At 45.6% G+C, this 11,861-nt stretch carries 12 protein-coding genes; 10 read left to right on the top strand and 2 right to left on the bottom strand.

Going from position 1 to position 11,861, the window contains the following annotated elements:
* Positions 1-100: 100 nt before the first annotated feature.
* On the bottom strand, positions 101-1,027 hold the full coding sequence (gene cysK, locus ACHBGV_RS09600) for a cysteine synthase A (protein ID WP_105111234.1): 927 nt from the start codon (positions 1,025-1,027) through the stop codon (positions 101-103).
* A 90-nt stretch (positions 1,028-1,117) separates the two neighbouring features.
* A complete protein-coding gene (locus ACHBGV_RS09595; RefSeq protein WP_394736220.1) occupies positions 1,118-1,750 on the bottom strand; it encodes a YigZ family protein in 633 nt (210 codons plus the stop codon).
* Between the two features lie 56 nt (positions 1,751-1,806).
* Here ACHBGV_RS09595 and ACHBGV_RS09590 point away from each other — a divergent pair, with 56 nt between their 5' ends.
* From ACHBGV_RS09590 to ACHBGV_RS09545, 10 genes are all read left to right on the top strand, one after another.
* A complete protein-coding gene (locus ACHBGV_RS09590; protein WP_394732075.1) occupies positions 1,807-3,099 on the top strand; it encodes a DEAD/DEAH box helicase in 1,293 nt (430 codons plus the stop codon).
* Positions 3,092-3,757: a ComF family protein gene (locus tag ACHBGV_RS09585; RefSeq protein WP_172063264.1), complete on the top strand. Its 666-nt coding sequence runs from the start codon at positions 3,092-3,094 to the stop codon at positions 3,755-3,757. Before ACHBGV_RS09590 ends, ACHBGV_RS09585 begins: the two co-directional genes overlap by 8 nt.
* A 76-nt stretch (positions 3,758-3,833) precedes the next feature.
* Complete coding sequence (hpf, locus tag ACHBGV_RS09580) at positions 3,834-4,376, top strand: ribosome hibernation-promoting factor, HPF/YfiA family (RefSeq protein WP_394736218.1); 543 nt, start codon at positions 3,834-3,836, stop codon at positions 4,374-4,376.
* A 218-nt stretch (positions 4,377-4,594) separates the two neighbouring features.
* Positions 4,595-4,921, top strand: a complete 327-nt coding sequence (locus tag ACHBGV_RS09575) for a hypothetical protein (protein ID WP_125265373.1) — start codon at positions 4,595-4,597, stop codon at positions 4,919-4,921.
* Between the two features lie 115 nt (positions 4,922-5,036).
* Positions 5,037-8,120 carry a DEAD/DEAH box helicase gene (locus ACHBGV_RS09570; RefSeq protein ID WP_394736217.1) on the top strand — a complete coding sequence of 1,028 codons (3,084 nt, stop codon included), beginning with the start codon at positions 5,037-5,039 and terminating at the stop codon, positions 8,118-8,120.
* Between the two features lie 84 nt (positions 8,121-8,204).
* Positions 8,205-8,864 carry a hypothetical protein gene (locus ACHBGV_RS09565; RefSeq protein WP_394736215.1) on the top strand — a complete coding sequence of 220 codons (660 nt, stop codon included), beginning with the start codon at positions 8,205-8,207 and terminating at the stop codon, positions 8,862-8,864.
* Position 8,865: 1 nt separating this feature from the next.
* Positions 8,866-10,197, top strand: coding sequence for a UDP-N-acetylmuramate--L-alanine ligase (gene murC / locus ACHBGV_RS09560; protein ID WP_105111241.1), 1,332 nt, complete (start codon positions 8,866-8,868; stop codon positions 10,195-10,197).
* Positions 10,198-10,241: 44 nt separating this feature from the next.
* Entirely contained in the window at positions 10,242-10,727 is a 486-nt protein-coding gene (locus ACHBGV_RS09555) for a GNAT family N-acetyltransferase (RefSeq protein ID WP_394736214.1), read from the top strand.
* A gap of 14 nt (positions 10,728-10,741) precedes the next feature.
* On the top strand, positions 10,742-11,104 hold the full coding sequence (locus ACHBGV_RS09550; RefSeq protein ID WP_257117466.1) for a TIGR02328 family protein: 363 nt from the start codon (positions 10,742-10,744) through the stop codon (positions 11,102-11,104).
* Positions 11,105-11,258: 154 nt separating this feature from the next.
* Positions 11,259-11,720 carry a GNAT family N-acetyltransferase gene (locus ACHBGV_RS09545; protein ID WP_172094574.1) on the top strand — a complete coding sequence of 154 codons (462 nt, stop codon included), beginning with the start codon at positions 11,259-11,261 and terminating at the stop codon, positions 11,718-11,720.
* The last annotated feature ends 141 nt before the right edge of the window (positions 11,721-11,861 follow it).

Below are 11,861 nucleotides of genomic sequence, written 5' to 3'. Positions count from 1 at the left end.
TGGGATTTTTTGTATACACTCAAAAAGGCTACATAATCTCTACAGTGGATTTACCCACTACAGAAATTATAGAGCCGGAAATCCAGGCTCTTTTGGTATATTAGTTTTCAAACTCATAGAGGGTAGTTGACAGATAGCGTTCACCGTTGTCAGCCAGGATAGCCAAGACTTTTTTGCCAGCTCCTAGTTCCTTAGCGACTTCAATCGCAGCATGAATAGCAGCGCCAGATGAAATGCCGACCAGGAAACCTTCCTGTCCACCGATAGCGCGGCCGGTTGTCAGAGCATCATCTGATTTGACGCGGACAATGCTATCGTAGGCAGCGGTATCCAGGGTGTCTGGGATGAAGCCAGCTGAAATTCCTTGAATCTTGTGCGGACCAGGTGCTTCACCAGAGAGGACGGCAGACTCATCTGCTTCCACAGCGTAAATTTTTACATCGGGATTGGCTGCCTTGAGGACATGAGAGACACCGCTGACGGTACCACCAGTACCCACGCCTGACACAAATGCATCCAGACCAGTTGGTCCAAAGTCCTCCAAAATTTCTTGTCCTGTTGTATCTTCATGAACTTTTGGATTGGACGGGTTGGCAAATTGGAAAGGTACCCAGCCATTTTGTGCTTCAGCGATTTCATTGGCCTTGGCAATGGCACCCTTCATCCCCTCGCTACCTGGTGTGAGAACTAGCTCAGCTCCGTAGGCTTGGATAATTTTACGACGCTCAATGCTCATGGTTTCAGGCATGACGATGATGACCTTGTAACCTTTTGCAGCTCCAACCCAAGCCAAACCGATACCAGTATTTCCGCTAGTAGGCTCAACAATCGTATCACCAGGCTTGATAGTGCCGGCCTTTTCAGCGTCTTCAATCATTGCCAGAGCAATGCGGTCTTTGACAGAAGAACCAGGGTTGAAGGCCTCCAGTTTGACATAGACATCCGCAGCACCTTCAGGGACAATGTTATTGAGTTTGATAATCGGTGTTTTTCCGACAAGTTCTGTAATCGATTGATAAATAGCCATTGCTAATACCTCCAAATATAGTTACTTCTAGTATATACCAAGTCCCAGCCAATGTATAATATAAAAAAACTATCGTCATGATAGCTTTTTTTAATGAACAGGAACTTTGACAATTCTTGGCTCAGTCTCTTGGCTTGTGACCTTGCCATGGTAAAATTCGGTCAGACTGGTCAGAGTCGGCGCAACCAGTTCCTTGTCAACATAGATCATGGTTTGAACTTCCGTTGTAAATTGGGTATCGTGTTCTTCCAGTCCCAACTCAGCCCGCCAGTTGGCAAACTCCTGGTACTGGGCATAGGAAAGGGTGATAGAAATGCCTTTTTGCTCCTTGACTTCAACAATGCCGATTTCCTTGACAGCCTTGGACACGGCCCCAGCATAAGCCCGAATCAGCCCACCGGCACCCAATTTGATACCTCCAAAATAGCGGGTCACAACCGCTGCGACATTGGTCAGTTCATGATTTTCCAGCACTGTCAGCATGGGAACACCCGCTGTACCAGAAGGCTCGCCGTCGTCCGATGATCGCTTGATTTCCATATTTTCGCCAAGGATAAAGGCAGAGCAGTTATGGTTGGCCTTGTAGTGCTCTTTCTTAATACCGTTGATAAATTCCCTGGCCTCTTCCTCGGTTGTCACCCGTTTCATAAAGCAAATAAAGCGGGATTTCTTAATCTCTTCTTCGACAATACCGTCTTCTTTAATGGTCTTAAATTCTTTCATACCAAAATTATACACGTTTTTCCAAAAACTGACAAAAATTTCCGAATAAATAAGTGATGAAAGAACTAGAAAATTATTATGGACGACTGTTTACCAAGTATCAATTGACGGCTGAAGAGCGCCAAGCAGCTCAGACCTTACCTAGCATGACAGAGGGGGGCGCTTGTTTTCGTTGTTCGACTGCATTTTCGGACCGCCATCGTTTACCAAACGGGGCCTACTATTGCCGAGAATGTATCCTGCTAGGCAGGGTGCGGTCAGATGAGGAACTCTATTATTTTCCCCAGCAGGATTTCCCAGAAAATGCCTGTCTCAAGTGGTCTGGTCAGCTGACTGATTGGCAGCAGAAGATTTCAAACGGGCTCTGTGCCAATATTGAAAAAAGGCGGCCGACCTTGGTTCATGCCGTGACGGGGGCTGGAAAGACGGAGATGATTTACCATGCAGTAGCGCAAGTCATTGACCAGGGCGGAGCAGTTTGTCTGGCCAGTCCCAGAATTGATGTCTGTATCGAGCTTTATAAGCGGCTGCAACAAGATTTCGCTGTTCCCATCAGTCTCCTTCATGGCCAGTCGGATCCTTATTTTCGGACGCCGCTTGTGGTCGCTACCACCCACCAGTTGCTCAAGTTCTACCAGGCCTTTGATTTGGTCTTAATCGATGAGGTGGATGCCTTTCCCTATGCGGACAATCCCATGCTCTACCGGGCAGTAGACAATGCCGTCAAAGCAGACGGGCTCCAGGTTTTCCTGACAGCGACCTCGACGGATGAGCTGGATAGGAAGGTAAAATCCGGCCAATTAGAACGGCTCAGTTTGCCCAGACGCTTTCACGGCAATCCCTTGATTGTGCCAGAAAAGGTCTGGTTCAGCCAATTTGACCAGAGCCTGAAAAAGAACAAGCTGGTTGTCAAGCTCAAGCAAGCTATCAGAAAGCAGCGAAAAACAAGTTTTCCCTTGCTGATTTTTCTGCCAGAAATTTCCAAAGGCCAGGAATTTGTAGCGATTTTGGAGAGAGAATTTCCTGATGAGAAAATCGGTTTTGTTTCTAGTCAGACGGAAAATCGACTGGAGATTGTTCAAGGTTTTCGCGACCGCACCATTACCATCCTGGTTTCAACAACGATTCTGGAGCGAGGTGTGACCTTTCCCATGGTTGATGTCATGGTAGTCCAGGCCAACCACTATCTCTATACGTCGTCCAGTTTGGTGCAGATTGGAGGTCGAGTCGGACGGTCCATGGATCGTCCCACAGGCTTGCTCCTCTTTTTTCATGAGGGTTCGACCCGTGCCATTGAAAAAGCAATCGCTGAAATCAAATTTATGAATAAGGAGGCCGGCTATGTCTAACTGCCTACTCTGTGCGGAAAGCCTGCGAACCCGCACCACATTTAGCTCTATCCTCTTTTTCCAGCAGGAGAAGCTAGGGATTTGTTCCAGCTGTCAGGCTTCTTTTAAGGAAATAGCAGAGCTCCACTGTCCGTCTTGTTATAAGTCAGGAACTTCCGATATCTGCAGTGATTGTCGGCACTGGCAGGCCAGGGGCAAACACATTGACCACAGGGCCATTTTCCAATACAATCCAGCCATGGCAGATTATTTCAGCAAGTACAAGTTTCAAGGGGACTATCTGCTCAGACAGGTATTTGCCCAGCAAATCAAGGCAGCCCTGTCAGCTTATTCGGACTATACCTTGGTCCCCATTCCCCTTAGTCCAGAGAGGTTGGAGGAGCGAGGCTTCAATCAGGTGACGGGGCTACTTGATGCGGCTGGTCTTCCATATAAAGAGCTCCTGGGCAAAATTGATAGCCAGAAACAGTCTTCAAAAAGTCGGGAGGAGCGTCTTGATGCAGAACAGGTCTTTTATTTGTTGGAGGAAGATGAGCTTCCAGAAAAAATAATTTTAGTTGACGATATTTACACAACAGGTGCCACAATCCAGCTTGCTGCGGGACTTTTCATGAAAACTGGTCAGAAAGAAATCAAAACATTTTCACTTTCACGTTGAGAAAACGGTTGCAATATTTTATAAATATGTTATAATGATAGTGAAGAAAGGCGAAAGCCAAGAAAGAGGTACTAATATGATTAAATTCAGTATTCGTGGAGAAAACCTTGAAGTTACAGATGCACTCCGTGCCTATGTAGAAGAGAAAGTTGCTAAGATTGAGAAGTACTTTAGTGCAGACCAAGAGTTGAATGCCAAGGTAAACTTGAAGGTTTACCGTGACAAGCGTGCTAAGGTTGAAGTGACCATCCCTGTTGGTGGTGTAACCCTGCGTGCAGAAGACATTTCACAAGAAATGTATGGCTCAATCGACCTTGTCGTAGACAAGATTGAACGTCAAATCCGTCGTAACAAGACAAAAATTGAAAGAAAACACCGTCAAAAAATTGCTACTGGTCAAGTCTTTACTGATGAGTTAGTTGAACAGGCTGAAGAAGAAGTAAAAGTAGTACGTACAAAACAAGTTGATTTGAAACCAATGGATATTGAGGAGGCAATTCTTCAATTAGAATTGCTTGGACATGACTTCTTTATCTACACAGATGCCAATGATGGTACTACCAATGTCCTTTACAAACGTGAAGATGGCGATTTGGGACTCTTGGAAGTGCGTCAGTAATTCTCGGAACCTGTATTCACAGTTCAGTATCTTTAGCTAAGGCTAGTTTTCTGCCACTCATCGTTCGTTTTTCTCGAAATACAGTCAGTATTCCATCATAAAACGGTTTTGATTTGCAAAAAAACTATCGCTCATCTAAATCTACCTTACTTGTAAATACTGTTTCTTGTATAAACGAAGAGGAGAGGAGGGCAACCTTCTCTCTTTTACTATGAGAGGTGACGAAAGGACTAGCTATGCAGTTTTTAGCAGAATTGATTGGAGAGTGGCTCTTGGAATTGCCAGATTTTGAGCCAGAAAAACAGGCGCCCTTTGGCAGTCGTTACTGGTTGGGCTGGCTCGGAATCTTGTTTCATCTGGTCCTGGTCGGCTTGCTTGCCTTTATCAGTTTCTTTAGCCTAGCTAAGTTGCTGAAAGACTTTCATCTGGGCCATATGATTCTTGCAACCTTCCTCCTTGGGCTTGCGCTCTTTTCGCTTTGGCGACTTGGCAAATACCTGGTCAGGATGTGTCGCGCAACCAACTATTATTGGAAGAGGAAATAGAAAGCATCAGCTTGAGCTGGTGTTTTTTTGATCCCTGGGGAGGGAAATTCGGTTTCAATTATGCTATAATGGAGAGATAATATTTGTTAGGAATGAATGTTGAATAGGAGCATGGATGAGTAGGATGATGCCGGGGCGGACTCGCCAGGAAGGAATTGATTTATACGAATCGGGTCAGTTGACAGTCGTTGAGAGCGAGCTGGGTAAGATGACACTGGAAATTGCCGGGGAGTTGTTTTCCTATAGTGATGACGATAGTGAGCTTAATTGTAGCTGTCTGCTATTTCAAAACAAGGGCTACTGCCAGCATTTGGCTGCTACGGAGTATTTTTTGAAGAATGATAAGGCTGGTCAGACCCTCAAGGAGGAGGGCAGCCATCAGAAGGAGACCGCTAGGCGAACCTACTTTGGCGGCTTGTTTTTGGATGAAATTTTACCGCCTCCGCTTGATTTGGGTATCCAATACCAATTGGCTGTGGAGGGGCAGTTATTGGCCTATGACCGCCAGATTGACTGGACCCTCAAAATCGGTCGTTTGCCAGACCAGCGTTACTATATTATTCGCGATATTGGGGCCTTTTTGAAGGTGGTCAAAACCAATGGCCAGTATCAAATCGGTAAAAAATACTTTGAGCATGTGTCCTTTGATCATTTTGACCCGGCAAGTCAGGCTCTTCTGGAATTTTTATGGGTCCTGGTGCCTGAAAAAGCCCGCCTGGACTCGGAAGTCTTGGTTCATTTCGGTCGTCATTTTCGCCTGCCCAAGTCTCACTTTGAGGAGGGGCTGGAATTACTGGGGGACTTGGATGAATTTCAACTGACCCACCAGCAGACCAGCTACTCACAGTTGACCATTAAACACCTAACGCCAGAAGACGGTCTCTTTTGTTTTGAAGTAACGGTTCATATGGATATGATTGAAATGGTGATTCATGAAGAGCCTGTCCGCCAGCTCTTTTATGGAAGTTACCTACTCAAACATGGTACTATCTATAGCCTGAATCACCAGCAGGAAAATCTGCTGATGCGGATCAATGATCTGGTTCCGACTGAATCAGGCCTACGCAAGGTTCAAGTGGATTTTCAAGATCAGGGCAAATTGGCCCTTAGTTTATTGGAACTGCAAAAATTGGGGAAAGTCAAGGCACCCAAACGCTTTGCCATTGAGGATTTTCAGCCGGAATTCCATCTGGGCATGGAGGCAAGTGGTCGCTTGACCCTGCAGCTGGTCTTGGATTTTTCAGGTCGCAAGGTTGCCTCGCAAGAGGAGCTGGACTTACTACCTTTTACAAGTCATTTTCAACATCTGGAAGCTGTCCACCAGGCGATCAAGCTAGCAGGCTTTCATGGAAAATTCCTGGCCTACCGCCAGCCCTTGGTCCAGACCGAATGGTATACCTTCTACAAGGAACATCTAGCCCTGTTGGAAAAAATGGGTAAGGTTTACCTGGACCAGCAGTTAGAAAATAATCTTATTCAGGCCAAGCCAAGTCTTGAAATCGTGAAAAATGGTTCCTTGTTGGACATTTCCTTTGACTTGACAGGCATTGATCAATCCGAGGTGGATCAGGCTATCCAGGCCCTCTTAAACCAGGAGGACCACTATACCAGCCCAAGTGGCAAGTTGCTGGTCTTCGACGAAGAGGCCTTGCGCATCAGCCAGACTCTGACCAATCTCCGAGCTAAATTTGGAAAGGGGCAGACCCTTCATTTGGATGCCTTGAATGGTTTCCGATTGGCTCAGCAATTGTCAGGCTTGGACCAGGTTCATTTTTCGGAAGAATTTCAAACCATGGCGGCTCATTTGGCGGCACCAGATACCTTTCCTCTTCCCCAACAGCCACTTAATCAGCAACTACGGGATTACCAAGAGACAGGCGTCAAATGGCTTTCCATGCTCAACCATTATGGTTTCGGGGGCATTCTGGCAGATGATATGGGTCTAGGGAAGACCCTGCAAACTATTGCCTTCCTGTCAGGCCATCTGAAGACAAGTTCCAAGGTTTTGATTTTGACTCCGTCTAGTTTGATTTATAACTGGCAGGAAGAATGTGCCAAATTTGCGCCGGACTTGGAAGTGGCAGTGGTCTATGGCAATAAGGACCACCGGGAAAAGCTTATCAATGAGGACCATCAGGTCTATGTGACTTCCTATCCATCCTTCAGACAGGATTTTGACCTCTATAAAGAAGAGCAATTTGATTATTTGATTTTGGATGAAGCCCAGGTCATGAAAAATTCCCAGTCAAAAATTGCCCAGCTTCTGAGAGAGTTTGAGGTAGGGAATTGTTTTGCCCTGTCTGGTACGCCTATTGAAAATCACCTGACTGAGCTTTGGTCTATTTTCCAGATTGTCCTACCAGGCCTCCTGCCAGGTAAGCAGGAATTTAGCAAGATGACTTCCCAGGAAATTGCCCGTATGATCCAGCCCTTTGTCCTCAGACGGCATAAGGAAGAGGTTCTGGATGAATTGCCAGATTTGATTGAGGTCAATGTCCTAAATGAATTGACAGATGAGCAAAAGGTCATCTATCTGGGGCAACTCCAGCAAATGCAGACCAAGGTGTTGGGAGCAGATGATGCCCAGATTAACCGTAATAAGATTGAAATCCTATCAGGCATTACCCGTCTCCGCCAAATTTGTGACACTCCCAGCCTGTTTATGGATGATTTCACCGGAGAAAGTGGCAAGCTCAATAGCCTGAGTGAGCTCCTGCAACAGCTTAAAGAGGGTGAGCATCGGGTATTGATTTTTTCACAGTTTAGAACTATGCTGGATAAGATTGAGCAGCAGCTGGATGAGTTGGGCCTGACCTCTTACAAATTGACCGGCTCGACCCCTGCTAGTCAGCGCCAAGAAATGACCCAGGCCTTTAACGCAGGTAGCCGAGATGCCTTCCTCATTTCCCTCAAGGCAGGTGGCGTGGGGCTCAACTTGACCGGTGCCGATACAGTCATTTTGGTTGACCTCTGGTGGAATCCTGCGGTGGAATCCCAGGCTATTAGTCGGGCCCACCGAATGGGGCAGACAGAAACGGTCGAATGCTATCGATTGATTACCAGGGGAACGATTGAAGAAAAAATCCTTGCCCTGCAGGAAAGTAAGAAAAATCTGGTCAAGACGGTGCTGGACGGCGAAGAAAGTCGCTCAAGTCTGACGGTTGAAGATATTCGTGACATTCTTGGTATCACAGAATAAGGCTGACAATCTGAAGCAGACTTCCTCTTGTGTGGTAAAACCCTGTGCCTTTATGATATAATGAGTAGTTGAAAGGAATGTGCTATGATAAGAGAAGATACTCGATTTCCCATCATTTCAGACAATGAGCCTCTGATTGAGGCCAGCCCTCAGATGCTTCTCTATGAGGAGAGCGATTTGATTTCAAATATTAAGGGACCTTATCAGGACAAGGTGTTTGAAGCCAGTGGCAGTCAGGAACCAGCGGTGAAGCCTGTTCCAGAGCAGACGGAAGGCGAGCTCTTGCCCCCTTTATTTGCTACCAAGAGGTCGCATTATTCCAGACGAGACCGAAATCTTCACAGACCGGTCCGGCATGCGGAGAGGAAGACCCAGGGGCAGTTAGCCAGGGAAGTAGCCAAAGAAGATATTAAAAAGAAACGTTCAGCTAGCTATTTGAAGGATGATTTTATCGGAAGCAAGCCTAAAAAAGTTTCAACTGTCCAGCCTACTCCTCGCAAGGAAGCGACTGGCAATCTTCTGGCCAATCTAGCTGACCGCTTGCGCCAAGAAAGCTATATTTTAGCAGATCTGCCAGAAGTCTATTCTTTAAAAAAAGAGGACCGGGTGCAGGAAAAAACATCAAGCAACCAGTCCTTTGATTTCCTCAAGAGAAGTCAGGTCTACAATTATCCGGAAAGACGTGCCTTTCGTGATAAGCAGGTTGCTCAAGAACTCAATTTGACACATATAGAAGAGGATTAAGATGACAAAAAACTATCATTTTATTGGTATTAAGGGTTCGGGCATGAGTGCGCTGGCTCTTATGCTCCACCAAATGGGCCACAAAGTTCAAGGAAGTGACGTAGATAAGTATTACTTTACCCAGCGTGGGCTGGAGCAAGCTGGAATTCCTATCCTGCCCTTCGATGAAAAAAATATTACTGCCGATGTGGAGCTGATTGCTGGTAATGCCTTCCGTCCAGACAATAACGTGGAAATCGCCTATGCGGATGCGAAAGGCTACAGCTACAAGCGTTACCACGAGTTCCTGGGTCAATTCATGAAGGAATTTACTAGCCTAGGTGTGGCTGGTGCCCACGGTAAGACGTCAACTACAGGTCTCTTGGCCCATGTTATGTGCAATATCACGGATACTTCATTCTTAATCGGTGATGGTACAGGTCGTGGTTCTGCCAATGCCCAATACTTTGTTTTTGAGTCAGATGAGTATGAGCGTCATTTTGCTCCATATTACCCAGAGTACAGCATTATCACCAACATTGACTTTGACCATCCGGACTATTTCACTAGCCTTGAGGATGTCTTCAATGCCTTCAATGACTATGCCAAGCAGGTTAAAAAAGGTCTTTTCCTCTATGGTGAGGATGAGGAATTGCGTAAGATTACAGCCAATGCGCCGATTTACTACTATGGTTTCGGTGATGAGAATGACTTTGTAGCCTATGATTTGCGTCCGTCAACCACAGGTTCGCAGTTCAAGGTGCGCTACAAGGACCAGGAATTGGGTGAATTTCAAATTCCAACCTTCGGTAAGCACAATGTCATGAATGCGACAGCGGTTATTGCCAATCTCCATATTGCTGGTTTTGATTTGAGCTTGGTAGCTCAACACCTCAAGACCTTTGCTGGTGTCAAGCGTCGTTTTACGGAGAAAATTGTCAACGATACGGTTATCATTGATGACTTCGCCCATCATCCAACGGAAATCATTGCGACCATTGATGCGGCCCGTCAGAAGTACCCAAGCAAGGAATTGGTGGCTATTTTCCAACCGCACACCTTTACGCGGACCATTGCCCTTTTGGATGAATTTGCAGAGGCTTTGAATGGGGCTGATGCGGTTTATTTGGCACAGATTTACGGATCAGCGCGTGAGACAGATAACGGTGAGGTCAAGGTAGAGGATTTGGCGGCTAAAATAACGAAAAAAGGTGGGTTGGTGACGGTTGAAAATACTTCTCCACTCTTGGACCATGACAATGCAGTCTATGTCTTTATGGGGGCAGGGGATATTCAGTCCTATGAATATTCATTTGAGCGTCTCTTGTCAAACTTGACACATAATGTACAATGATATGTGGGACTTATTGTCCCTTTTTTGATATTGGAGGAAATTATATGGAAATTCGTTTTGCACAGCCGGGTGACTTGCCTGGTATTTTGCGGCTGGAGCAGGAAAATTTTATTCCTGAGGAGCAGATTTCAGAGCCTGTTTTGGCGGCTTATGCTACAAATAGTAGCCAGTCCAGTCTCGTTATGATTCACGAGGGAGAAGTAGCGGCTTATTTGTTAGCCTGTCCTGCAGAAGAGAAGTTGGTGACGGATGCTATTTTTGAGCTGACAAACTTTGCTGACTTAAAAGGACGATACTTGCACATTGCTAGCCTGTCAGTGGACAATGCCTACAAGGGTCAGGGGCTTGGTACCCTACTCACGGCTGCCTTGAAAGAAGTCGCAAGGTCAAGAAATATGGAGGGGATTGCTTTAACTTGTAAGGAATATTTGCTCAACTATTATGAGCGTAATGGCTTTGAGGATATGGGACCATCCCAGTCACAGTTTGGCGGCGGCCAGTGGTTTGACATGTATTGGTCTGTGCCATAACAGGGGGGGATCCAATGCAACTTTGGCATCAAGACTTAATTTCGGTACTTCCGCGCCAGCAATTGTTGGGACAGCATAGAAAATGTTGTGCCTTACGAGGTGCAGGTTGGGGACGTCCTCATGCGACGGTCAACTATGTCTTTACCCATTCTCCGATAAAATTGTTTCAATATTATAAGAAGAACATGCAGGAGATGGAGAATAGAGGTTACAAGGTGTCGGCCGAATGGCAGGAGTCGACCTATCGTGGGAAGAAGGAAGCGTCTTATAGTGAGGTTGAAGAAATTCCACTGACCATTCCTATTTATCCAGAGCATGACGCATTTTACTTGGAAGAATGTCTGGTCAATTTGCGGGACAAGGGGATTTTTCTGTAAATCATCCGTTAAACACAAAAAATCAGCCCAGAGGACTGACTTTTAGGAGATTTATGAAAAATTTTAGGATACACTTATAGTATAAAGGAATTTTCAGAATATTCATCGGTCTTAGGACCGATTTGTATTATTTTTTTTTTGAAGGAGGAAAAAGATGATTAGACCAGCTCAGTTACAGGACATTCCAGCACTGGAAAGCCTGCTTGAGGAGATTTTACAGGTTCATCATGTGGGGAGACCTGATATTTTTAGGGAAAGTGGGCAAAAATATTCGCAGGCAGACTTGACTTCCATGATTGGAAATCCAGACCAGCTAATTTTTGTCTATGAAACGGCGGGACAGGTAGTTGGGCATCTCTTTTGCCAAATTCAAGAGGCCCAGAGTCAGGTATTACAGCCTGTAAAAACGCTCTTCATCGATGATTTGTGTGTGTCATCGCAGGTTCGCGGTCAGGGAATTGGCAAGGAACTCTATGCTTTTGCTCTTTCTTATGCCAAGGAAAGTGATTGCTACAATATAACGTTGGATGTTTGGGCGGATAATACGAAGGCAGTCGCATTTTATGAGCAACTAGGGTTGAAACCGCAGAAGATACGGATGGAGGAAGTATTATAAAAGAACTCAACTATTTCAGTTGAGTTCTTTCAGATTGAAGACAAACACTTAAGAGGCGTTTGTCTCAGATTGAAGACAAACACTTAAGAGGCGTTTGTCTTTTTCTGTTTATTGGTCTGATAGTCGGTCTTTTTGCCAGAA

It is taken from the genome of Streptococcus sp. A34 (assembly GCF_043674115.1).
Lineage (GTDB): Bacteria > Bacillota > Bacilli > Lactobacillales > Streptococcaceae > Streptococcus > Streptococcus suis_V.
The sequence above is the reverse complement of the archived record's forward strand: the minus strand, read 5'-3'. Positions and strand labels throughout refer to the sequence as shown.

Excerpts from the sequence above, each read along its gene's own strand:
- ACHBGV_RS09555 (WP_394736214.1), top strand. The coding sequence starts at position 10,242 with ATGGAAATTCGTTTTGCACAGCCGGGTGACTTGCCTGGTATTTTGCGG.
- hpf (WP_394736218.1), top strand. The coding sequence starts at position 3,834 with ATGATTAAATTCAGTATTCGTGGAGAAAACCTTGAAGTTACAGATGCA.
- ACHBGV_RS09570 (WP_394736217.1), top strand. The coding sequence starts at position 5,037 with ATGAGTAGGATGATGCCGGGGCGGACTCGCCAGGAAGGAATTGATTTA.
- ACHBGV_RS09595 (WP_394736220.1), bottom strand. The coding sequence starts at position 1,750 with ATGAAAGAATTTAAGACCATTAAAGAAGACGGTATTGTCGAAGAAGAG.
- cysK (WP_105111234.1), bottom strand. The coding sequence starts at position 1,027 with ATGGCTATTTATCAATCGATTACAGAACTTGTCGGAAAAACACCGATT.
- ACHBGV_RS09550 (WP_257117466.1), top strand. The coding sequence starts at position 10,742 with ATGCAACTTTGGCATCAAGACTTAATTTCGGTACTTCCGCGCCAGCAA.
- ACHBGV_RS09565 (WP_394736215.1), top strand. The coding sequence starts at position 8,205 with ATGATAAGAGAAGATACTCGATTTCCCATCATTTCAGACAATGAGCCT.
- ACHBGV_RS09590 (WP_394732075.1), top strand. The coding sequence starts at position 1,807 with ATGAAAGAACTAGAAAATTATTATGGACGACTGTTTACCAAGTATCAA.
- ACHBGV_RS09545 (WP_172094574.1), top strand. The coding sequence starts at position 11,259 with ATGATTAGACCAGCTCAGTTACAGGACATTCCAGCACTGGAAAGCCTG.
- ACHBGV_RS09585 (WP_172063264.1), top strand. The coding sequence starts at position 3,092 with ATGTCTAACTGCCTACTCTGTGCGGAAAGCCTGCGAACCCGCACCACA.
- murC (WP_105111241.1), top strand. The coding sequence starts at position 8,866 with ATGACAAAAAACTATCATTTTATTGGTATTAAGGGTTCGGGCATGAGT.